This window comes from Edaphobacter sp. (genome assembly GCF_035763405.1).
GTDB lineage: Bacteria > Acidobacteriota > Terriglobia > Terriglobales > Acidobacteriaceae > Edaphobacter.
This window is the reverse complement of the sequence record NZ_DASUBE010000148.1, coordinates 1-21,267: the sequence shown is the minus strand read 5'-3', so window position 1 is coordinate 21,267 and position 21,267 is coordinate 1. Positions and strand designations below refer to the sequence as shown.

The 21,267-nt window shown below is 63.0% G+C and carries 20 protein-coding genes; 11 read left to right on the top strand and 9 right to left on the bottom strand.

The window, feature by feature from the left end; all coding sequences use genetic code 11:
* The 3 genes from VFU66_RS15800 to VFU66_RS14115 all read left to right on the top strand — a co-directional run.
* Positions 1 to 89: lipo-invert putative C-terminal anchoring domain-containing protein (locus VFU66_RS15800; RefSeq protein ID WP_524536970.1), on the top strand; the 89-nt coding region annotated here is incomplete at its 5' end.
* A gap of 380 nt (positions 90 to 469) precedes the next feature.
* Positions 470 to 853, top strand: coding sequence for a metal-sulfur cluster assembly factor (locus VFU66_RS14120; protein ID WP_326446908.1), 384 nt, complete (start codon positions 470 to 472; stop codon positions 851 to 853).
* Positions 854 to 855: 2 nt separating this feature from the next.
* Positions 856 to 1,614 carry a class I SAM-dependent methyltransferase gene (locus VFU66_RS14115; RefSeq protein ID WP_326446907.1) on the top strand — a complete coding sequence of 253 codons (759 nt, stop codon included), beginning with the start codon at positions 856 to 858 and terminating at the stop codon, positions 1,612 to 1,614.
* A gap of 2 nt (positions 1,615 to 1,616) precedes the next feature.
* On the opposite strand, the gene tsaE is transcribed toward VFU66_RS14115, so the two are convergent.
* From tsaE to VFU66_RS14100, 3 genes are all read right to left on the bottom strand, one after another.
* On the bottom strand, positions 1,617 to 2,066 hold the full coding sequence (gene tsaE / locus VFU66_RS14110) for a tRNA (adenosine(37)-N6)-threonylcarbamoyltransferase complex ATPase subunit type 1 TsaE (protein ID WP_326446906.1): 450 nt from the start codon (positions 2,064 to 2,066) through the stop codon (positions 1,617 to 1,619).
* Positions 2,063 to 3,718, bottom strand: a complete 1,656-nt coding sequence (locus VFU66_RS14105; protein ID WP_326446905.1) for an NAD(P)H-hydrate dehydratase — start codon at positions 3,716 to 3,718, stop codon at positions 2,063 to 2,065. Before VFU66_RS14105 ends, tsaE begins: the two co-directional genes overlap by 4 nt.
* A gap of 157 nt (positions 3,719 to 3,875) precedes the next feature.
* The gene (locus tag VFU66_RS14100; RefSeq protein ID WP_326446904.1) at positions 3,876 to 5,012 is read right to left on the bottom strand and encodes a YXWGXW repeat-containing protein; all 1,137 of its coding nucleotides are present in this window, start codon (positions 5,010 to 5,012) and stop codon (positions 3,876 to 3,878) included.
* A 493-nt stretch (positions 5,013 to 5,505) separates the two neighbouring features.
* Here VFU66_RS14100 and murC point away from each other — a divergent pair, with 493 nt between their 5' ends.
* From murC to ftsA, 3 genes are all read left to right on the top strand, one after another.
* Positions 5,506 to 6,897, top strand: coding sequence for a UDP-N-acetylmuramate--L-alanine ligase (gene murC / locus VFU66_RS14095; protein ID WP_326446903.1), 1,392 nt, complete (start codon positions 5,506 to 5,508; stop codon positions 6,895 to 6,897).
* 132 nt (positions 6,898 to 7,029) lie between these two features.
* Positions 7,030 to 8,217, top strand: a complete 1,188-nt coding sequence (locus VFU66_RS14090) for a cell division protein FtsQ/DivIB (protein WP_326446902.1) — start codon at positions 7,030 to 7,032, stop codon at positions 8,215 to 8,217.
* The gene (ftsA, locus tag VFU66_RS14085; RefSeq protein WP_326446901.1) at positions 8,214 to 9,443 is read left to right on the top strand and encodes a cell division protein FtsA; all 1,230 of its coding nucleotides are present in this window, start codon (positions 8,214 to 8,216) and stop codon (positions 9,441 to 9,443) included. Before VFU66_RS14090 ends, ftsA begins: the two co-directional genes overlap by 4 nt.
* Positions 9,444 to 10,072: 629 nt before the next feature.
* On the opposite strand, the gene VFU66_RS14080 is transcribed toward ftsA, so the two are convergent.
* The 4 genes from VFU66_RS14080 to VFU66_RS14065 all read right to left on the bottom strand — a co-directional run bounded on the left by VFU66_RS14080 (position 10,073) and on the right by VFU66_RS14065 (position 13,064).
* Positions 10,073 to 10,822, bottom strand: a complete 750-nt coding sequence (locus VFU66_RS14080) for a hypothetical protein (protein ID WP_326446900.1) — start codon at positions 10,820 to 10,822, stop codon at positions 10,073 to 10,075.
* A complete protein-coding gene (locus VFU66_RS14075) occupies positions 10,812 to 11,159 on the bottom strand; it encodes a PadR family transcriptional regulator (RefSeq protein ID WP_326446899.1) in 348 nt (115 codons plus the stop codon). Before VFU66_RS14075 ends, VFU66_RS14080 begins: the two co-directional genes overlap by 11 nt.
* 440 nt (positions 11,160 to 11,599) lie before the next feature.
* Positions 11,600 to 11,995, bottom strand: a complete 396-nt coding sequence (locus VFU66_RS14070; RefSeq protein WP_326446898.1) for a (R)-mandelonitrile lyase — start codon at positions 11,993 to 11,995, stop codon at positions 11,600 to 11,602.
* Between the two features lie 121 nt (positions 11,996 to 12,116).
* Positions 12,117 to 13,064, bottom strand: coding sequence for a polyprenyl synthetase family protein (locus VFU66_RS14065; protein ID WP_326446897.1), 948 nt, complete (start codon positions 13,062 to 13,064; stop codon positions 12,117 to 12,119).
* Positions 13,065 to 13,266: 202 nt separating this feature from the next.
* Between VFU66_RS14065 and VFU66_RS14060 the strand changes: the two genes are divergently transcribed.
* Both VFU66_RS14060 and VFU66_RS14055 read left to right on the top strand, forming a co-directional pair.
* Complete coding sequence (locus tag VFU66_RS14060) at positions 13,267 to 14,922, top strand: Na+/H+ antiporter (protein ID WP_326446896.1); 1,656 nt, start codon at positions 13,267 to 13,269, stop codon at positions 14,920 to 14,922.
* A gap of 67 nt (positions 14,923 to 14,989) precedes the next feature.
* Positions 14,990 to 15,991 (top strand): phosphoesterase, encoded by a 1,002-nt coding sequence (locus VFU66_RS14055; protein ID WP_326446909.1) that lies wholly within the window; start codon positions 14,990 to 14,992, stop codon positions 15,989 to 15,991.
* A gap of 148 nt (positions 15,992 to 16,139) precedes the next feature.
* Here VFU66_RS14055 and rseP read toward each other — a convergent pair whose 3' ends face one another.
* Together rseP and VFU66_RS14045 are read right to left on the bottom strand one after the other, a co-directional pair.
* The gene (gene rseP, locus VFU66_RS14050; RefSeq protein ID WP_326446895.1) at positions 16,140 to 17,528 is read right to left on the bottom strand and encodes an RIP metalloprotease RseP; all 1,389 of its coding nucleotides are present in this window, start codon (positions 17,526 to 17,528) and stop codon (positions 16,140 to 16,142) included.
* 39 nt (positions 17,529 to 17,567) lie between these two features.
* The gene (locus VFU66_RS14045; protein ID WP_326446894.1) at positions 17,568 to 18,758 is read right to left on the bottom strand and encodes a 1-deoxy-D-xylulose-5-phosphate reductoisomerase; all 1,191 of its coding nucleotides are present in this window, start codon (positions 18,756 to 18,758) and stop codon (positions 17,568 to 17,570) included.
* 315 nt (positions 18,759 to 19,073) lie between these two features.
* Between VFU66_RS14045 and VFU66_RS14040 the strand changes: the two genes are divergently transcribed.
* From VFU66_RS14040 to VFU66_RS14030, 3 genes are all read left to right on the top strand, one after another.
* A complete protein-coding gene (locus VFU66_RS14040; RefSeq protein ID WP_326446893.1) occupies positions 19,074 to 19,445 on the top strand; it encodes a BlaI/MecI/CopY family transcriptional regulator in 372 nt (123 codons plus the stop codon).
* Positions 19,445 to 20,782, top strand: coding sequence for a M56 family metallopeptidase (locus tag VFU66_RS14035; RefSeq protein ID WP_326446892.1), 1,338 nt, complete (start codon positions 19,445 to 19,447; stop codon positions 20,780 to 20,782). Before VFU66_RS14040 ends, VFU66_RS14035 begins: the two co-directional genes overlap by 1 nt.
* A 259-nt stretch (positions 20,783 to 21,041) precedes the next feature.
* Positions 21,042 to 21,267, top strand: a 226-nt coding sequence (locus tag VFU66_RS14030; RefSeq protein WP_326446891.1) for a transposase, incomplete at its 3' end; no start/stop codon positions are given.

Below are 21,267 nucleotides of genomic sequence, written 5' to 3'. Positions count from 1 at the left end.
GCACTCCCGCTGGCACCTACACCTATACCGTCACAGCCACCAGCGGAACCCTCAGCCACACCGAAACCGTCACCCTCATCGTGCAATAGGATCTGCCGAAACGAGCCAACACAACGTCATCTCGACCGAAGGCGGCGCTTTTTGCCGCCGCAGTGGAGAGACCCCCGTATTTCTTCCTTCGCCATAGCCGCAGATGCCACCCTTCACAACTTCATAACGAAGGCCGAGGGTCCACAAAACCCAACCCGCCGTCTGACTTGTCAACCCCACCTCACACGCAATCACCTCAAACCAAACACCTTCCCCGTGGCGGTCGAGTTTCCCCCACCTGCTATCCTTAAATCATGAAGCTCGGCCCCGGAAGCCAATCCGGGCCTTTCGCTTTGACCTTTGAATCGTGCAGATAGTCCGGACCTAAGTCCAATGTTTGAAGGACTTTGAGTATTTAATAGGGGGAGGGGGGGGTACCATGAGAAAAGCAATGCTCTCCGAGTCAGAAATCCTCTCCGCCCTCCGCGACTGTTACGACCCGGCCGTCCCCTGCAACGTCGTCGATCTCGGCCTCGTCCAGAGCGTCACCATCACCCCGGACCCCGAAGCTCCGGGCCGAGGAATCCCTGGCGTTCCCCAAAAGCACCGCGTCCGGATCGCCCTCATCCTCACCAATCCCACCGAAGAATCCGCCGCCCAACTCACCGCCCAGATCCAGAACCGCCTCGCCGGTCTCGAAGAGGTCAGCCAGACTACCGTCGCCATCCTCGACTCGCCCGTCTGGTCGCCGACCGAAATCACCCCCGCCGGCCGCCGCGCACTCGGCCTCGACGGCAACCCCACCCTGGTCCAGATACGCTGACGATGCCCACCCGCAAACGCCCCCACGACCTCCTCAAGGCCACCACGCAGCCCATCCACCCCTTCGACCACATCCACGGCACCGACACCAGTGGCCTCGTTCCCTCAGGTCATCTCGCCACCGGCCACGCCAACGACCGCCACATCACCGCCTACTACGCCGTCGCCCCCAGCATCCTCCGCACCCTCATCCAGCACTGGCGCGAGACCATCCCGACCCACCCCATCCACAGCTACACCTTCCTCGACATCGGCTGCGGCAAAGGCCGCGCTCTGTTCATCGCCAGCGAGCTGCCCTTCCGCAAAGTCACCGGCATCGAACTGAACCCAGCCATGGCCGCCGCCGCTGAGATCAATCTCCGCCACTGGAAGCGCGCCCACAAATCCGACCCCACCGCGCCGCACCTCGCTCCGATTGAAATCATCGAGCAGGACGCGCTCGAATATGATCTGCCAAACACTCCAACGCTCGTCTTCCTCTTCCACCCGTTTGAAGCGCCGGTGCTCAAAGCCCTTCTCCGTCGCATCGAGACGCAGTTCGCCAAACGTCCCGGCACACTCGACATTCTCTACGTCAACGACGAGTGCGGACACCTGCTTGAAGACCACCCGGCCTTCACCCGTCTCTTTCGCGGACCGGTCGCCATGTCACCCGAAGACCACGCCGCCGACCTCGAAGCCATCGCCCAGCAAAAAGAGTACGGTTCGACAGGCGACGAAGCCTGCGCCATCTATCGCTACACCGGCCGCGCGAAAAGCTGATGCTACTTCACCCGCACCTCGAACATGCGCTCATCGCCTCCCGCGTGTTCGATTGAAATCTCTCCGTCGGCGCGCGCCACGATGCTCGGAAACTTCTCGCCCCACTCCACCAGCACCAGCGCATCAGGCGATTCAGCCATCTCGTCCAGGCCCAACGTCAGCAGCTCCCGCTCCGTCTCCAGCCGATAGAGATCGAGATGATAGAGCCGCGTCGTCTGCCCCGCGTATTCATGCACGAGCGTGAATGTCGGGCTGGTCACGTCCGCAGCCTCAGCCGCTCCAAGCGCGGAGGCAATTCCTTTCACCAGCGTCGTCTTGCCCGCGCCCAGTTCGCCGCGCAGCACAATCAGCTTCGGCGCAGGCGCAAGCATCTCGGCCACGCGCTCGCCCATTGCCAGCGTGCCTGCCTCACTTCTTGTTTTGAAACGCTTGATCTTGCGAAACTCGCTCAAGCCCGATGCCCTCCGCCGCGCAGGCCGCAGATCCACACCAGCCCGTCTTCATCCGTCACTCTGTAACGAAATGCATCCGACAAGTGCCGGACCGTATCGCTTGCCAGCACCGTATGCTCATCCATCGCGCGTGCCGCAAAGTCTCCGGCGAGACCATGCAGATACACAGCCGTCTCCACAGCGCGCGCCACATCATCGGGAAACTGCGCCAGCATCGCCGCTACAATTCCCATCAGGATGTCACCGCTTCCGCCCTTGGCCATCGCCGGGTTGCCGGAGGTGTTCACAGCCACGCGCCCGTCCGGATGCGCAATCAGCGTCCTCCAGCCCTTCAAGACCAGTGTCAGATGGTGTTTGGTGGCGAACCTCTGCGCCAGTCCCACTCGGTCCGCCTCGACCTGCTGCACCGTCAGTCCCGTCAGCCGCGCCATCTCTCCTGGATGCGGCGTCAGCACCATCGCCCGCGCAGTTCCATCCAACAGGTCGGTCTTGCCTGCAAACGCAGTCAGCGCGTCCGCGTCAATCACAATCGGCTGCGTCGTCTTCTCCACCATCTGCCGCGCAAACGCCGGAGCGTCGCCTTCGGTAGAAAGTCCCGGCCCCAGCGCCACCACAGTAATCCGCTTCAGCAGCATGTCGAGCTTTGCACCGCGCAGGTCTTTGAACGAGACCGCACCCGATGGACCTTCGGCCAGCGGCACCGTCATCACCTCCGGGGCCACGCCCGCCACCGTGTTCAGGACGCCTGTAGGCACAGCGGCAGTCACAAGCCCGGCGCCGGTCCTGAGCGCGGCCACGGAAGCCATCGCCGGTGCTCCGGCCTTGCCATAGCTGCCGCCCACAACGAGCACGTGTCCAAACCGGCCCTTGTTTGCGTCCACCTCGCGCGGCTGCTCGACCAGAGTTTTCGCAGCGCCTGCCCAGCTTAGCTCCGTCGCGGACTCGACCGCCCGAGCAGGCGACCCAATCTCCGCAACTACAACCGGACCAGACGTAGTCCGCGTCAGGTGCCCGAAGACATGCGCCAGCTTCGGCGCGGTGAACGTGACCACCGCATCGGCTCGAAATGCGCTCTCCGCACTCAGAGCAGTCGAGTCGGCATCCCACCCCGAGGGAAGATCAACGGCCACAACAGGCGCTGCTTTCGCCTCCAGCAGCTCGCGCAGAGCAACGGCATCCCCCCGCAGAGGCGGCTTGAATCCCGTCCCCACAACGGCGTCGATCACAAGCTCGGCTCCATCCAGCACTCCGGCCAGACCGCTTTCGTCCGAGACTTCCACCAGCGACACCGAGCCTTTGCGCGTGTCCGCAACACCTGCGCCGACATGCGCACTCCATGCTCCGGAGCCCACCGTCTCCAACCGGGCCAACGCCGTCGCGGCCTCGCCCTTCACCTCGTTCACATGTCCCAACAGAGCGACGCGGACCGTCTTGCCCGCCTGCGCAAGCGCACGCGCGGCGACGAAGCCATCGCCGCCATTGTTGCCCTTTCCGCAAAAAACTGCCACGCGCCGTGCCCAGGGATACTCCCGCAGACAGAACCGCGCCACCGCTTCGCCAGCGCGTTCCATCAGCGTCTCAAGCGACACGCCAAAGTCCGCGGCAGTTCGCCGATCCGTCGCACCCATCTCTGCAGACGTCAGGATCTTCATCTGTTTCGTTTATGCCCTTCCATCTGGCCAACCAACGCAAGAAACTCTATAGTATCGCCTCACCTCGCGCAAAACCCAGCGACGAGCAAGGCCCTTCAGCCAAAGTAAACGGGCTGAGGAGGTAAGTCCTCAGCCCGTCATTTTTAGCAGAATGCAGTTAGCGATGGCCACCGCCATGCGAGCCGCCGCCGCCACCACCACCACCATGGAAGCCTCCGCCTCCACCGCCGCCACCGTGGAAGCCTCCTCCACCACCGCCACCACCATGGAAGCCTCCGCCGCCGCCGCCACCACCAAAGCTGCGCGGGGCGCTGAAGTTACCACGCGGGGCGCTATAGCTGTTCATGCGGGGCGCGCTTGAAAAGCTGCGAGGCGCTGAGCGCATACCGGGGTTGGAGAAGTGTGCCGAGTTACCGTAGCCGCTGCGAATCTGGTTATGCGGCATTGTGTTGTAGCCGCGGAACTGCGTATGCGCGGAGTCGCCGAAGTTGGCGCGGCCTTGGTTGAAGCTCTGCCCACGGTTGTTGGCAAAGCCCGAACGGTGCTCGAAGTTTGCGCCGCGATTGAAGTCAGAGCCGCGATTGAAGTTTGTACCGCGATTGAAGTTTGCACCCCGGTTGAACTCAGAGCCGCGATTGAAGTTCGAGCTGCCGCGGTTGAAGTTGCGCCCATTGATCGTGGAGCCTCTCCACGCCGTGCCATGGATGCTGGCGCGCGTGAAGCCTATGCCGCCGGGGCGTCCGTTATAGCCGTGATAGGGCCGGTTGTAAACGTTGCGAACGCCGCCCCAGTCGTGGAAGTTGTTGTAGCAGCGGTTGTAGAAGAAGCGTCCTCCGCCCCAGTAGCCGCCATAGTAGCCGACGCCGAAGTAGCCCCAGCCGTAGTTGATGTCGCCGTAGTAGCCGACATACGGACCCCAATAGCCCGCATTCCAGAAGTAGCCATACGGTCCCCAGCCCCAGTAGCCGGGTGTCCAGAGAGCGTTGACATAGGGCGGATAGACCCATGCGCCAGACACCCAGACATAACCGTCCGAGGTCCAGGCCCAGTAGCCCGGTGTCCATATATAGCCCGGGCCAGGTGCCGGCGGCTGCGCATAATCAGGAATAGCCGGAGGCGCAACCTGCGTCGTCGGGCTCTGCTGGTCGTAGTCCTGGTTCTGTGAGTACTGATCCTGCGAGTACTGATCGGGGTAGTTCTGATCCTGAGCATTCGCAACTACCGGCAGCGCAATGAGCGCGCCAGCCAGCGCCGTTGTTCCGATGGAGTAGGTGAGGAGGCGGGAAAACGTCATTCGGATACCTTCTTGTCCAGTCCTTCGTTTTACCGGGCAAGCCATGATTACACCCGGTCTTCGCGGACGGCAAGCATGAGTCCCGGCCCGGCAACTTGTTCGGATCCATCGCTCAGTTAATTAGACACAGTGCCGCCGGATTTGTTGCTCGAAAATGAATAGGGATTCAGCGGAAAAAATCAGGCCTTATGATCGAAAAAGGAAGGCTGAACGCACAACCCGAGGGCATGGGGCGGCGCTCAGCCTTGTTGCATAGAAAAAGAAGGTGTTAGGGATGGAGCATCGGCGGGTGCGCCAACGGCTCCAAGCCTGCAACTGTTGACTGTCCTTGCAGTTGGAGTGCCAACCGCAACTGCCTCAAAATCGACGTTTCCAGCCGAGAGGACGGCCATACATGCAAATACTTGCATGTAAATCGTCGGAGATGTTCTCACCCGTGCCGCTCAAGATGCATCTGCGCAGCCGGATCTCCGCGCACTGCTAGAGTGGAAAGATGTTTGTGCCAGGTCATTTTCTATTTGCTCCGTCGCAACGCATCCACTTCATCGGGATCGGCGGCATTGGGATGAGCGGGATTGCGGAGATCCTGCTGACGATGGGATATGCAGTCTCGGGCAGCGACCTGAAGCGGTCGCCGGTGACGGAGCGGCTGGTCGGTATGGGCGCGCGCGTCTTCGAGGGGCACGCGGCGTCGAATGCCTCGGCCAGCGACGTGGTCGTGACCAGCTCGGCGGTCAGCGCAACCAATCCGGAGGTGCTCGAAGCCAAGGCGCGCAAAATTCCGGTGATCCAGCGGGCAGAGATGCTGGCCGAGTTGATGCGGCTGAAATACGGCATCGCCGTTGCGGGGATGCATGGCAAGACGACCACGACCTCGATGATTGCGGCCGTACTGGGTGGCGGCGGGCTTGACCCGACCGTGGTCGTAGGCGGGCGTGTGGATGCGATGGGGTCGAATGCGCGGCTGGGCAACTCGCAGTATCTGGTGGCCGAGGCCGATGAGAGCGATCGCAGCTTCCTGAAGCTGTCGCCCGTGCTGGCCGTCGTCACCAATCTGGACCGCGAGCACATGGACTGCTACAGCGACATGGAGGATGTCGAAGACGCGTTTGTGGAGTTCATGGATCGCGTGCCGTTCTATGGCGCGACGACCGCCTGCCTGGACAACACCCTGCTGCGCGAGGTGCTGCCGCTGGTCCGGCGCAAGGTCTATACCTACGGCGAACACGCGGATGCGGACTTCCGCCTCGAAGTCCTGCCGAAGCAGGAGGGATGCCACTCGACCTTCGAGGTGAACTACAAGGGGCTTGCGCTCGGGCAGTTCCGGCTGCACGTTCCGGGTCGGCACAATGTGCTGAACGCCACGGCTGCGGTTGCGGTGGGCGTGCAGTTAGGCGTCGCTCCGGAGCAGATCGGGGCGGGGCTGGAATCATTTCGCGGCGTGGACCGGCGGTTTCAGGTGAAGGGCGAGGTGCGCGGCGTGACTGTGGTGGACGACTACGGACACCATCCCACCGAGATCATCGCCACGCTCAAGGCGGCGCGGGAGTGCGGCTACAAGCGCGTGCTTGTGCTCTTCCAGCCGCATCGCTATACGCGCACGCGCGACCTGATGACGGAGTTCGCCGGAGCGTTCGGCGACGCGGACCGCGTGGAGATGCTCGACATCTATGCGGCGAGCGAGGAACCGATCGAGGGTGTCACTGCCAAATCGCTGGTGAATGTCATCAACAGCCCTGCGGTTCGCTATGCAGGGTCCGTGGCGGTCGGGGTCGAGGCGCTGGCGCGTGAGGCACGGGCAGGCGATGTGATTCTGACCATGGGCGCAGGCAGCGTCTCACAGGCGAGCGCCTTGCTGTTGGAGGCTTTAGGAACGAAAGGGTGAGTTCCTGAAAGGGTACGTGGAGAAGAAGTTGGGCCAGGACTCGATGCAGGCGGGTTATAGTCAGGATGGCGATTCTCGCGGCCTTGCTCGGGCTTGCGAAAAAGCGACGAAGTTTCGAAGCGCGGTGCAGCGGTGCTGGAAGCGCCGGAGCGAGAGTATGCTCCGGAGTTTGCCGCGCCCAGGCGGGCGTCTGTGACGCCGAAGCGGAAGCTGCGCGGCGACTTCACCGAAGACTTTGCCAACGACCTCGCGGATGAGGACGACGACCTGCCCGCCCCGCGGCGGCGTGGCAGCGTGCGGCTGCGGTTTCGCGTCGGGATGCCGAAGAGCCGCTGGGGCAAGGTTGCCATCGGACTCGCGGTGCTCGTGATGCTGGGCGCCTGCGCCGGGGCGGCGATGCTGGTGCGCAACTGGTTGATGCACGATGCGCGGTTCGTGGTTCCGTCGGCTTCGGCAATCGAGTTTACAGGCAACGTTCACACCACGCGCGACGATCTACTGAACGTCTTCGGCGATGACATCGAGCGAAACATCTTCTATGTTCCGCTGGCCCAGCGGCGTGCCGAGGTGGAGCAGTTGCCGTGGGTGGCCCACGCGACCGTGATGCGTCTGCTGCCGAATCATCTGCGCGTCTCCGTCGTCGAGCGGACGCCGGTGGCGTTTGTGCGCCAGGGCAGCCGCATCGGGCTGGTAGATGCGAACGGTGTTCTGCTGACGATGCCTCCGGGTGCGCAGGGCGATGCGCATTACTCGTTCCCGGTGGTGAGCGGCATCGTGGCATCGGATCCGCTTTCGACGCGCGCGGCGCGGATGCAGATCTTCGAGCGGTTCTCCGGCGCACTGGACAGCGCGGACAAGGGACTGGCCGGGATCAGCCAGGTGGACCTCTCGGACCCGGAGGATGTGCGCGCGCTTATCTCAACCGACTCGTCAGACATTCTGGTTCACTTCGGCGCGGACAAATTTCTGGAACGGTATCAGAAGTTTGAGGAGCACCTGCCGGAATGGCGAACGCTCTATCCGAAGCTGGCTTCGGTGGACATGCGGTACGAGACGCAGGCTGTGCTCGACATGCAGCCCGGCGCGGCCCAGCCGCAGAGTGCTGCGCCTGCCGCCGCTCCCGTTGCTCCGACTGTCACTCATCCTGCGGTGAAGGCGGCGGCTCATCCCGCCACCAAAGCTTCGGCGAAGCATCCTGCGGTGAAGCACGCTCCGGCAAAGAAGAGCAGGGCCAGGGCGGTGGTGAAGGCGAAGCATCATGCAGTGAAGCGTCATTCCGGCGCGGCAAACTATCATTCTTCTCAGGCGGTCCATCGATGAACCAGAAGCAGGACACTCTGATTACCGTGCTGGATGCGGGGAGCACCAAGAGCGTGGTGCTGGTGGCCGAGGTGCAGGACGGCGTGCTGCGCTACCGGGGGCACGGCATCGAGCAATCGCAGGGGATGCGCAAGGGCGTGATTGCGAACCTGGACCAGGCTGCCGAGGCGATCAACCGTTCGGCGCTGGCGGCAGAACGCTCGGCGAAGGCTTGCATCGAGACGGCAGTGGTGGCCGTGGGCGGGACGCACGTGCGCGGCGTGAACTCGCGTGGCGGCATCAGCCTGGGCAGTCGGATGCGCGAGATTACGCGCGAAGAGGTGAAGGCCGCGGTGGACCGCGCGCGCAGCGTCGCGCTGCCTCCCGACCGCGAGGTGCTGCATCTGCTGCCGCAGGAGTTCATTCTCGATGACCAGGCGGGCATTCAGGACCCGATCGGCATGGTTGGGAACAAGCTGGAGGTGAACCTGCATCTTTCGACCTGCTCGGGCGGTGTGACGCAGAGCGTGGTCACGTGCGCGAACCGCGCGGGGCTCGAAGTGCAGGACGTTGTCTTCGAGGGCATCGCTTCGGCGGAGGCTGTGCTGAGCGCCGACGAGCGCGAGCTGGGCGTCTGCATGGCGGACATCGGTTCGAGCACGACGGAGATTGTGGTGCTGTTTGAAGGCTCGATCGCTCACACGGCCGTGCTGCCTATCGGTGGCGACCACTTTACGAACGACCTCGCCGTGGGTCTGCACGTGACGGTGGAGGAAGCTGAGTATCTGAAGAAGACTTACGGGCACTGCGTGGTGACGGCGGTGCCGCAGTTGAACGAGATTGAAGTCGGCGGCGATCTGGCCATCTCGGGCGGGCAGCCGGCGCGGATGGTCAGGCAACGGTTCCTGGCCGAGATTCTGGAGCCTCGGGCGCGGGAGCTGTTCACCATGCTGCGGGACAACCTGCGCAGTGGCGGCGTGTTGGAGGCGCTGGGCGCGGGATGCGTCTTCACCGGCGGCGGGGCAAATATGTCGGGCCTGCTGGACAACGCGGAGAGCCTGCTGCGGGTTCCGGCCCGGATCGGCTACCCGGTGCCGCTCTCGCGGATGCCGGAGGAGCTGGCGAGGCCGGAGATGGCGGCTGCCATCGGAACGCTGCTCTATACGCATCGGACCGAGGTGCGCCGGGCGAGCGAGGAGCAAGGGCTGCGGGCGAAGCTGAAGTCGATCTTTGCCGGGAGTTTTTAGGTCGGCTGGGAGGGGTACCCCCCTCCCCCCATTAAGTACTCAAAATACTTCAAACATTGGACTTAGGTCCGGACTATCTGCGCGATTCGGGGGGCTAACCGGGAGGCGCTGAGCCTATGTTCGGGCCTTCAGAGACAGGATGAGGACGGCTGGATTGATAGGGCGGGCCTTCAGAGGGTGATGAAAAAGTGTCTCGCCGGGAAGAAAGCGTACCTCAGCGGCTAAAGCCGCGTTGATTTTGCAGCGTTAGCGGCACGGCTGAAGCCGTGCCCTTAAGCAAAACTGACTTTTTCAGCACCCTCTTCAGCCCTTTGGGTTTTGCGTCGTTTCGATACCTGGGGTGGTATAGGACGCGCCTTTGGCGCTGATTGGCGGTGTTCTGCCAACGCCGACTCTCTCAAAGCGACTATGCGGAAGCTGGCCGGATCATCATCAGCCAGAATCTGCTCCGGTCTTCAGCCTTCCTGAGTCTTCAGCCTTCCTGATTTAAGGATAGCAGGCGGAGGAAACTCAACCGCCACGGGGAAGGTGTTTCGTTTGAAGCGATTGCGTGTGAGGAGGGATTGACAGGCAAGAGTGGCGGGTTGGGCTTTGTGGATGGGGTACCAGCATCCAGAGCCGGTCCGGTCTTACTTCACTTCCGCCAAACTCGCGTGGCGGAACATCAGGCCTGACGCGAGGAACAACGTCACGTAGACACCGTGCCCGATGGCCATTCTTCGCGCCATGTCGGGCGGCGCGCCCGAAGGCAGGATCACGGCAATCAGAGCAAGCGTCGCCGCCATCACGAACAACGTGCGAGCCAGCCCTCGCGCCTCCAACCGCGCCAGCAAGGCCCCAACGACTCCCACCGCGAGCACGCTGTAGTACACCAGGTTCTCGGGATGTCCCGAGTCCGCGACCTGGACCATGTTGGACCAGCCCAGGGCGAACCCGGCCACCAGCGCCACAGCAACGGCCGCCTTGTACGACCACGCGCCCATCTTTCTTGCGATGAGCGCATACGCCATCCCCGTCGCGAAGAACAGGACATACACGAACACGAAAGCTCGTGCGGGCCAGTTCCATCCCTCCACCACCCGCGATGCCACGAGCGGCACCATCAACACAGCCAGCGCCCCCAGCGCGACACGCAGCATCGTTTTTCCAAGTTGCGACATACGAGTTGTGTTCTCCCTAAGGATTCCTACCGACGTCTCGACGAAGATGCAGAGCGCAAGCCAGAACAGTGGCCGCCCAGCGTTCCTGCGCTCCCGGCACAGGTCGTGAAAGGTCTGCGACATTCCCTCGCCGAACCGCTCACGGAAAGGCTGCGGATACAGCCGCAGCAGCATCGCATACCAGGTCCGGCAGCGCCGGTCCGCGAGGTTAGTGGCCATGCGCCAAATGTCCTTCCGCCGCGGCGAGCACACCGCGATAGCGACGCAGTTCCGCTTCGAGCGCCGCCCGTCCCCCGTCTGTGAGTTCGTAATAGATCCGCCGCTCGTCATCCATCTCAGGATCGACCCGTTTATCGCTTTCCCGGATCAGCCCGGCCTCCATCATCCGACCGATCGAGCCATAGAGCGTCCCCGGGCCCATCTTCGCCGTGCCCTCGGAGTCCGCTTGCACCTGCTTCATGATCCCGTATCCGTGCCGCTCTCCCGTCGAAAGCGCCAGCAGGATGTGCAGCACAGCGGGGGTCAGGGGTGCGTGCGCGGTGTTCTTCTTCGCCATGCCTGGAACATATATCCGTTACGGATATATGTCAAGCCCTACTGAGTGGTGGGCGGGTTGGGCTTTGTGGGTTCCCACCCTTTGTTATGAAGTTGCGAAGGGTGGCATCTATGGCTACGGCGAAGGAAGAAATACGGGGATCTCTCCACTGCGGCGGCAAAAAGCGCCGCCTTCGGTCGAGATGACGTGTGTTTAGGGGCGAGCAAAGCGCCGCCTTCGGTCGAGATGACGTGTGTTTAGGGGCGAGCAAAGGGGCGCCTTCGGTCGAGATGACGTGGTGAAGCGGTTTGGTCGTGACCCCGCCCTTCGCGGTGAAACTGCGAAGGATGTGCGCCCGGAGGTTGGTGTTGGTACAGGCGCAATGCGGGGATTCTTCCCATTCGACTTCGCTCAGGGCAGGCTGCTGCGCTCAGAATGACGTGCCAAATGGAGTGCAGCATTCACCGCTGGTACTGTTTGTCGGTGACGTGCTCCAGCCATTCGACAGCTTTGCCGTTGAGTCGCTCCTGAATCGCGATGTGGGTCATGGCTGTGGTGGGGGTGGCTCCGTGCCAGTGTTTTTCGCCGGGGGCGAACCAGACGACGTCGCCGGGATGGATCTCTTCGACCGGGCCGCCTTCGCGCTGGGCCCATCCGCAGCCGGAGATGACGATCAGGGTTTGGCCGAGTGGATGGGTGTGCCAGGCGGTGCGGGCTCCGGGCTCGAAGGTGACGCTGGCTCCGGCGACGAGTGCAGGGTCGGGCGCCTGAAAGAGCGGGTCGATGCGGACGGCGCCGGTGAACCAGTCGGATGGGCCTTTGGCTGAGGGCTCGGTGCCGATACGTTTGATTTCCATGGCGGCATTGTAATGGTTTGGGTGTGAGGTGATTCTTTGTGGCGCGGGCCGATGTGAAACGCAGATCCCCTTCGGAGATGAAAACAAAAGTGGGGACTGCTTTACGACCGGAGACATACCGCTAGTGTTTGCGTTCGACGAGGTATTGGGCGAGGGACTTGAGCGGCGCGGCTTTTTCGCCGAAGGGGGCGAGGGCGGTGAAGGCGTCGGCGATGAGTTCTTCGGCGTCTTTGAGGGAGCGGTCGATGCCATAGACGGCGGGCCAGGTGGCTTTGACGCTGGCGGTGTCTTTACCTGCGGTCTTACCGAGTTCCTCGGAGCTTTGCGTCATGTCGAGCACGTCATCGACGATCTGGAAGGCGAGGCCGGCTTTTTCGCCGAAGGTGCGGAGGCGTTGGACCGAGGTCTCAGAATCGAGAGCTCGGGCACCGGGATTTGTGGCGAGACCATACAAGCCGCCGGAGACGATGCTGGTGGTGATGAGTGCGCCGGTTTTGGCGCGGTGGATGGATTCGACCAGCTCGGCTGTGGGCTGCTTGCCTTCGGATTCGATGTCGACGACCTGGCCGCCGATCATGCCGGGAGGCAGCGGGCTATGGGGGCCGACGCCGGTGCCGACGGCGAGCGAGACTTCGCGCAGGATGGCTACCGTGGTGGCGGGCGGCGAGGGGAGTTGGGCGAGGGTCTGGAAGGCGAGGGTCTGGAGCGCATCGCCGGCGAGGATGGCGATGGCTTCGCCGAAGGCGATGTGGCAGGTGGGCTTGCCGCGGCGGAGGTCGTCGTTGTCGAGCGCGGGGAGGTCGTCGTGGATGAGGGAGTAGGTGTGGAGCATCTCGATGGCCGCGCCGAGGTCGGCTGCGCCTGCGGGGATGTCTCCGGTGCCCGCGACCATGCGGGCCGCCTCCATGGCGAGGATGGGGCGGAGGCGTTTGCCGCCGGCGAAGACGGAGTGGCGCATGGCCCGGTGGATGGAGTGCGGGAGCGTGTCGGGCGAAGGCAGAAGGCGTTCGAGGGCCTGGTCGGTGGCTTCGGCGCCGGAGCGGAGCAGGTTTTGTACGGTGGGATGCATCTGATGTTGATGATAAATGGTGAGGAGATGGTGCGGGAACCGGTAGGCATTGGCGGTGCTGGGGGAGAAATGCGGGGGTCTCTCCACTGCGGCGGCAAAAAGCGCCGCCTGCGGTCGAGATGACGTAGTGTGGTGGCGTGCCAAAAGCGCCGCCTTCAGGTGGGTGCAGATTTGTTCTACTGAGAGCGAACGGAAGGAGCGGGTGGCGGAGGTTCGGATGGAGATGGGAGCAATGCCGACGGGCGGCGGTCTTCATGCGGTGGAGGCGGTGATACTGCTGCTGCTGGTGCTGGTGGCGGCGTTTGCCGTGATGGCGCGCAGGCTGAAGGTGCCGTATCCGATTGTGCTGGTGCTGGCAGGGCTCGTGATCAGCTTCTTTCCGCACATTCCGCGGATTCCGCTGGATCCGGATGTGGTGTTTGTGATCTTTCTGCCGCCGTTGCTGTATGCGGCGGCGTGGACGATGTCGTGGCGGGAGTTTCGACGGAATGCGGTGGCGATTGGGCTGCTGGCGTTTGGGCTGGTGGGCTTTACGGTGCTGGGCGTGGCGGAGTTCTCGGACCGCTTCATTACGGCGCTGGATTGGAAGGCGGGATTTCTGCTTGGCGCTGTGGTTGCGACGACGGATGCGATTGCCGCAACGTCGATTGCGACGAAGGTTGGGTTGCCAAGGCGGATTGTGGATGTTCTGGAAGGCGAGAGCCTGCTGAACGATGCGACCGGACTGCTGGCGCTGGAGATCGGCATCGCCATTATTGCGCGCGGTGACATGCCTACGCTGGGCGCGGGGCTTGTGCGGCTGGCATATCTGGTGGTGGGCGGGTTGGGGATTGGGGTGCTGATTGGCGCGGTGGTGGGCTGGCTGGAACAGTTTATCGACGATGGGCCGGTTGAGGTGGTGGTGAGCCTGGTGGTGCCGTATGCGGCGTATCTGGCGGGTGAAAAGGCGCGGGCTTCGGGCGTGCTGGCGGTGGTGGCGTGCGGGATTTATCTGAGCCGGAAGAGTGTGTCGCTGTTTTCGCCTGCGGTGCGACTACAGGTGACTGGCTTGTGGGATGCGCTGAACTTCATTCTGAACGGGCTGGTGTTTGTGCTGATCGGGTTGCAACTGCCGTATGTGCTGGCGGGGATTCATGGGCGGTACAGCACGGGAACGCTGGTGTTGTATGGCGTGGTCTTCAGCGTGGTGCTGATTGCGCTGCGGATGGTGTGGGTGTATCCGGCGCTGCGCGTGGCCGGGTGGGTGGAGCGGCGGTGGATGGGGCATCGGGAAGAACCGCTGCGGGGACGCGAGAAGTTTGTGGTGGGGTGGACGGGGATGCGCGGCGTGATTGCGCTGGCGGCGGCTTTCTCGGTGCCGGCGGTGCTGGGGAATGGGCAGCCGTTTGGCGCGCGGAACCTGATTGTGTTTCTGGCGTTCTGCGTGATTCTGGTGACGCTGGTGCTGCAGGGGTTGACGCTGCCTGCGCTGATCCGCGTGCTGGGGCTGGGTGGGACGGGAGGCCCGAATGCGGAAGAGGCGGCGGCGCGGAGGGTGGTGCTGGAGTCGGCGATGATGCACCTGGAGGCTGCTCGCGCGAAGGATGGGTTGGAGATGGAGCATGTGTATGACGACCTGATGCATCGCTACCGGCATCGCCTGGCTGCGGTGGGTGGCGGCGAGGATGATGGCTCGGATGGCCTGGGGCGGGAGACCTACGCGCGCCTGCGGACGATTTCGGCGGGCGCGCTACAGGCGGAGCGGCGGACGCTGATTGCGCTGCGCGACGAGGGCAGGATTGGCGATGATACGCTGCGGAAGATCGAGCGCGAGATTGACCTGGCGGCGACACGGTACGAAGGGCAGCTTGACAGGTAGGGAAGGCCGGGTATGCTAAGAGATTCGCGCACGTGCTCAAGTGCGCTTCGAGCGAGGGCTGACGACTTTGGATTGCAGGATTTTTTATCACGATAAGTGTTTTGATGGGGCGTGTTCGGCGGCGGTGTTTGCGCGGTTCCATCGGGAGTGCGTAAAGACGGCGAGCGGCTATTCGTATCACGGGTTGGTGCATCGGGCAGGCGCGCTGTTTGACGAGGGCGCGTTTGGCGATACCAGTCGCGGGGGCGAGAATGCGATTGTGGACTTCAAGTACTCGGCTTCACCGAAGGTGACGTGGTGGTTCGATCATCATCAGAGCGCGTTTTTGACGGCGGCGGATGAGGCGGATTTTCGGCGTGGGCAGGCGGATGGTTCGACTGCGATGCGGAAGTTTTTTGACCCGAACTACGTCTCGTGTACGAGCTTGATTGCGGATGTGGGCGCGGCGAAGTTTGGTTTCGACGTGAAGCCGCTGGCAGAGTTGGTGAAGTGGGCCGACATCGTGGATGGGGCGCGGTATGAGAGCGCGAAGGCGGCCGTCGAGATGGCCGCTCCGGCGATGAAGCTGACGATGGTGATTGAGAGCGCGGCTGACCATGGGCTGGTGCCACGGCTGATTCCGCTGCTGACGGAGATGAGTTTCGAGGATGTGCTGGAGCAGCCTTTTGTTGCGGAGCTGCTGGGGCCGCTGATGGAGCGGCACTGGGCGGCACTCGAATTGATTCGCGCGCGCGCGGCGCTCGATGGCGGCGTGATTACGTTCGACATTACGGACCAGCCGACCGAGGGGTACAACAAATTTATCCCGTACTATTTGTTTCCGGACGGCGTGTATAACGTGGGGTTGAGCAAGTCATCGTTCAGGACGAAGGTGGCGGTGGGGACGAATCCGTGGACGAAAGTGCCTGCTGCGAAATTGGTGAATCTGGCGCAGATTTGCGAGCGGTATGGCGGTGGCGGGCACGCGCGTGTGGGGGCAATCAGCTTTCCGCCGGACCGGGAGGATGAGGCGCGGAAGGCGGCGGCGGAGATTGCAGCGGAGTTGAGAGGTAGCGAGTCGGCCGGTTAGCGGCCTGTCGGAGAATGGCCTGTATTGGCGGGTTGAGGAAAATACAGGGGTCTCTCCGCTACGCCGGCAAAAGGCGCCGCCTTTGGTCGAGATGACATGCTGTTGGGCGATGCGACTGAAGTCGAGCTTTCAGCCGAACTTGTGGCTCTCAGGGTTTGACTTTGTTGAAGAAGCTGAGTTTGGTGATGTCGTTGAAGATGACGAAGGCGAAGAAGGCCAGCAGGCAGACGAAGGCGACCTGGTAGACGCGCTCTTTGAACTGCTGGTTGACGTCGCGGCGCATGATCGACTCGATGACGAGGAAGGTGATCATGCCGCCGTCGAGGATGGGGATGGGCAGCAGGTTGAAGATGCCGAGGTTGAGCGAGATGTAGGCCATCAGGCCGATGAGCGGCATCCAGCCGGGCATCTCGGCGGCCTGGTGAATCTGCTGGCCGATGCCGATGGGGCTCGACAGGCTCTTGACCGAGACCTGGCGGGTGAAGAGGCGCTTGATGACCTCGACAATGAGGTAGGAGCCCTTCTTGTTGAACTTCCACGAGGCGGCGACTGCTTTGTCGAAGGGTAGCTTTTCGACCTTGACCGGCGGCGGAATGTAGCTGAAGCCGAGGCGGTACTCTTTGGAGCCGTCGCCTGCGTCGGCCATCTTCGGCGTGATGGGGATCTCGAGGGTCTGGACGGCCTTGTTGGGTTCGGTGCGCAGGACGGTGAGTGTGGCGGGCTTTCCGGCCTCGTCCTGCAGATAGGCAAGAATCGCCGGGACCGAGTGCAGGTGGAGGCCGTCGATGGCGGTGATCTTGTCGCCGGATTTGAGGCCTGCGTGGACGGCGGGCATGTCGGACTCAAGCGTGTCCACCTGGACGGGCGTGGTCTGCATGATGGGGATGAGACCGAGGGTGTCGAGGGAGAAGTTGTCGGGGCCGTTCTTGTCCTCGACGAAGAGTTTGGTGTCGATGCGCTTGCCGTCGTGGATGTACGAGAAGGCGATGTTCTGGTTCAGGTTGAGCATGGAGCGGACGGCAACCTGGTCCCAGGTGGGGTTTTCGATGGTGTCGTAGTGGACGATGAGGTCGCCGCTCTCGATGCCGGTGTGGGCCACCTGGGTGTTGGCGGGGACGTAGTCGGTCTGGGCGGGCGCGCTGAGGTACTGCTGGACCTCGTTGTGCATCATGCCGACGCCGATCATGAGGGCGAAGGCGAGCAGGAAGTTGGCGACGGGGCCGGCGAAGGCGACGAGCATGCGCTGCCAGCGCGGATGGGCGCTGAAGTTGCCGGGGTCGTCTGTGGCGGTGGTGTCCTGGTGGAGGTCGGTGCCGGAGCCGGCGAGTTCGCCGGCCATCTTGACGTAGCCGCCGAGGGGGACGGCGGCGATCTGGTACTCGGTGTCGCCGCGCTTGAAGCCGATGATCCGTTTGCCGAAGCCGATGGAGAAGACTTCGACGCGAATGCCGCAGAGTTTGGCCACGGCGAAGTGGCCGAATTCGTGGACCAGAACCATGATCCCAAGGACGATGGCTAGCTGGATGACGGTGGACATAAGGGGAGTGGAAACCTCGTAAGTGTAGGTGCTGGTTGGCTAGTGGGTGGCCGTCGCAAACTGACTGGCAATCACTTCGCGCGCCTGATCGCGCGCGGCAAGATCTGCTTCAAGCACCTCAACAATGGACGCTGGCCGGGGGCCGGTCGTTATCTGGAGTACTTGCTCTATTGTACCCGGGATGCCCAGGAAAGGGATACGTCCTTCGAGGAAGGCGGCGACGGCGATTTCGTCGGCTGCGTTGAGGGCAATGGGGGCTTTTCCTCCGGCTTCGGCCGCCTCGTAGGCAAGGCGCAGGCAGGGAAAACGGGCGAGGTCGGGCTCGGAGAAGTCGAGCTGGCTGAGGGTACGGAGGTCGAAGGTAAGATGGTCGCGCTCGGCAACGGCGACGCGCTCGGGATAGGCGAGCGCGTAGAGGATGGGCAGGCGCATGTCGGTGACGGAGATCTGCGCGAGGATGCTGCCATCGACGAACTCGACCAGCGAGTGGACGGTGGACTGGGGGTGGACTGTGACCTGCACTTTTGATGGTGGCAGGTTGAAGAGGCGGCAGGCCTCGATGACCTCGAAGCCCTTGTTCATCATGGTGGCGGAATCGATGGTGATGCGCTGGCCCATGACCCAGGTGGGGTGCTTGAGCGCCTGCTGGGGCGTGATGTGGGCGAAGTCTGCGAGGGGCGTCGAGCGGAAGGGGCCGCCTGAGGCGGTGAGCCAGATTTGTTTGACCTCGGCGGGCGTGCCTCCCCTCATGCACTGGTGGACGGCGTTGTGCTCGGAGTCGATGGGGAGCAGGGCGACGTTGCGCTCGCGCGCGGCGGCGATGATGAGCTCGCCTGCGGCGACGAGGCATTCCTTGTTGGCCAGGCCGATGGTCTTGCCCGCCTGAACGGCAGCGTAGGTGGCTTCGAGTCCGGCGACGCCGACGATGGCTGAGACGACGAAGCCTACCTCGGGCAGCGTGGCTACGCGGACGCTGCCTTCGCTTCCGTGGACGACTTCGACGCAGGTGATGCCTCCGGCGCGGAGACGCGTTTTGAGCGTGGCGGCGAGTTCTTCGGTGGCCATCGAGATGAGCTTTGGTCGCCAGCGGATGCACTGCGCCAGCGCCGCTTCGAGGTTGCGTCCGGCGGCGAGCGAGATGGGCTGGTAGCGATCAGGGAAGGACTCGCAGATGGAGAGGGTGCTGTTGCCGATGGAGCCGGTAGAGCCGAGGATTGCCAGTTTCTTCACGTTCTTTATTTTCTCAGAGATGGGGCGGGATGGGAGTGGCGGGTGCGTTTTCTCTGCGGCCCGGTTGAAGAGGAGGTGCGGGAACGGTATGCATTGATGCTGAGGGCTGGGAAATCCGGGGGGTCTCTCCACTGCGGTGGCAAAAGGCGCCGCCTTCGGTCGAGATGACGTGGTGTAGGGGCGCGCAAAAGCGTGCTTTATGTCGAGATGGTGTGGTGGAGTGTGGGGCGGGAAAAATCGTGTCCGGCTCCTAAGATTTTAGTTGACACGGCGAGAACGGAGGGCTAATCTCCTAATCTATTAGGAGGTGTCGTTGTGGGTGAGAAGGATGCGGCGGGTTTGACGAAGCTGGAGTTGCAGATCATGCAGGTGATCTGGCGGCGCGGGGCGAGCAGCGTGGGCGAAGTGCAGGAGGGGCTGGAGCAGGCGCTGGCCTATACGACCGTGCAGACGATGCTGAACATTCTGGAGCGCAAGGGCAAGCTGACGCGCAGGCTGAAGGGGCGCGCGTACATCTATAGCGCGGCGGTGACGGAGTCGCGCGCGCTGACTCACGCGGTGCGCGACCTGGTGGACCGGATGTTCGGCGGATCGACGGAAGAGCTGGTGATGAGCCTGGTGAAGAGCAGGCAGCTCGACGCGGAGAAACTGGCCGAGCTGAGCCGGAGGCTGAAGGAGGAGAAGTGATGCGAGAGCTTGCGGACTGGACGGTGACGTATTTGTTGAATGCGGCGTGGCAGGTTCCGGTGGTGTTTGCTGCGGCGTGGCTTTCGGCGAGGCTGCTGGGGCGGGTAGGGGCGCGGGCAGAGCATCGGATGTGGGTGGGTGCGCTGGGCGCGGCTGTGGTGCTGCCTGCGTGTCATCTGCGGTTGGCCGGATGGTTTTCCGGTGCCGGAGCGGGCGCTGGGAGCAATGTTATGACGCGCGTGTCGTTGACCGGTGGGGCTTCGGGCGCGGATGGCGCGATGCGGCTGCCGGTGTGGGCGGTGGATGCGGTGCTGGCAGTGTATGGATGCGCGCTGCTGTTTTTTGCGGCGCGGCTTGCGTGGGGCGTGTGGAAGACGCGGCGGATTGCGGGGCAGGCAACTGCGGTTTCGCTTGAGGGCGGGCTTGCCGCGAGCTGGACGCTGTATTCAAAACGGCTGCGCGGGAGCGATGTGCGGATCTGCTGTTCGCGCGCGGTCTCGGGACCGGTGGTGGTGGGAATGCGGCGGCCGGTGTTGCTGGTTCCGGAGGGTTTTTTGGACTCGGTTGCGGCTGAGGACTGGGAGGCGGCGCTGGCGCATGAGTTCGCGCATATCGAACGGCGCGATTTTTTGAAGAGCGTTGCGTATGGCGCGTTGTCGTTGCCGGTGGGGTGGCATCCGGTGGTGCGGCTGATTGTGGCGCGGATTGCGGAGAGCCGCGAGGTGGTGTGTGACGAGATGGCGGCCGAGGCCGCGCAGGGAAGAAAGGAGTACGCGCATTCGTTGCTGCGGCTGGCCCAGATGCTGATGGATGGTCCGCGGCGTGAACCACTACAGGCCATCGGGATCTTCGATGGCAACACGCTGGAGAGGAGAGTTATGACATTGCTTCGGAAACCTGTGGAGATGAAGAAAGTGCGGCGGCTGGTGTCGGTTGCCGCATGTGCGGCGATGGCGATGGCGGCGTGCGGGTCGGCACTGGCGCTGAGGATGAACGTGGTGGACGGGGCTGCTGCGGCGGCGGCTCCGGCTTCGACGATGAATGCGGACCAGGCGAAGAAGGACGCGAAGGTGACGCCGGTGCATCTTGTGAACAGAGTGCCGCCTGTTTATCCCGCTGAAGCGAAGAAGCATCCTATCGACGGATCGGTTGTGTTAGAGGTGACGATTAATCAGGAGGGCGTGCCAACTAAGGTCGTGGTCATCAAGAGTCTGCGTGCGGACTACGACCAGAGCGCGCTGGATGCGGTGCGGCAGTGGAGGTTTTCGCCGGAGATGCAGGATGGGGCCCCGACGGCGGTGGAGACCCACATCAACATTCACTATTCGATGAAGTAGCAAGACTGTGGCTCCGTGTTGGTGTTTGGCGCGGGGCTTGTTGTGGTTGGCAAGGGTAAATGCAGGTCCTTCTGTTGCGCGGAAGGATGACAGCCGGGGGCTTCTGGCTGGGAATTCATATCGCATCCATCTCGCCGATATAGGGGATGGGTTCGAGTGGTGGTTAACCTGGTTCGCTGGCCATCCGTTGTCTGTGCAGAAGGACTCGTGCTTTTGCCTTCGGAGTGCGAAATCGAAGTGCCGGAATGGGGAGCATGGGGTGGCGAGGGGAAGAAGGCATACGCGTGAGGAGATGGTGCAGGTGCTCCGCCAGATTGACGCGGGCACGGCGAGAGGGATGACGACGCAGATTGCGTGTTACGAAGCGGGGATCAGCGAGCAGACCTACTATCGGTGGTACACGGAGTACGTCAATCTGACGATCGATCAGGCTCATTGCCTGAAGACATTGCTTCAGTCCATGAAGAGGACTTCAGAGGAACGAG

What these genes read in the sequence shown, in the direction of transcription:
- VFU66_RS14120 (WP_326446908.1), top strand. Translation starts at nt 470, where the DNA reads ATGAGAAAAGCAATGCTCTCCGAGTCAGAAATCCTCTCCGCCCTCCGC.
- VFU66_RS14115 (WP_326446907.1), top strand. Translation starts at nt 856, where the DNA reads ATGCCCACCCGCAAACGCCCCCACGACCTCCTCAAGGCCACCACGCAG.
- VFU66_RS14105 (WP_326446905.1), bottom strand. Translation starts at nt 3,718, where the DNA reads ATGAAGATCCTGACGTCTGCAGAGATGGGTGCGACGGATCGGCGAACT.
- VFU66_RS14100 (WP_326446904.1), bottom strand. Translation starts at nt 5,012, where the DNA reads ATGACGTTTTCCCGCCTCCTCACCTACTCCATCGGAACAACGGCGCTG.
- murC (WP_326446903.1), top strand. Translation starts at nt 5,506, where the DNA reads ATGTTTGTGCCAGGTCATTTTCTATTTGCTCCGTCGCAACGCATCCAC.
- ftsA (WP_326446901.1), top strand. Translation starts at nt 8,214, where the DNA reads ATGAACCAGAAGCAGGACACTCTGATTACCGTGCTGGATGCGGGGAGC.
- VFU66_RS14080 (WP_326446900.1), bottom strand. Translation starts at nt 10,822, where the DNA reads ATGGCCACTAACCTCGCGGACCGGCGCTGCCGGACCTGGTATGCGATG.
- VFU66_RS14075 (WP_326446899.1), bottom strand. Translation starts at nt 11,159, where the DNA reads ATGGCGAAGAAGAACACCGCGCACGCACCCCTGACCCCCGCTGTGCTG.
- VFU66_RS14070 (WP_326446898.1), bottom strand. Translation starts at nt 11,995, where the DNA reads ATGGAAATCAAACGTATCGGCACCGAGCCCTCAGCCAAAGGCCCATCC.
- VFU66_RS14065 (WP_326446897.1), bottom strand. Translation starts at nt 13,064, where the DNA reads ATGCATCCCACCGTACAAAACCTGCTCCGCTCCGGCGCCGAAGCCACC.
- rseP (WP_326446895.1), bottom strand. Translation starts at nt 17,528, where the DNA reads ATGTCCACCGTCATCCAGCTAGCCATCGTCCTTGGGATCATGGTTCTG.
- VFU66_RS14035 (WP_326446892.1), top strand. Translation starts at nt 19,445, where the DNA reads ATGCGAGAGCTTGCGGACTGGACGGTGACGTATTTGTTGAATGCGGCG.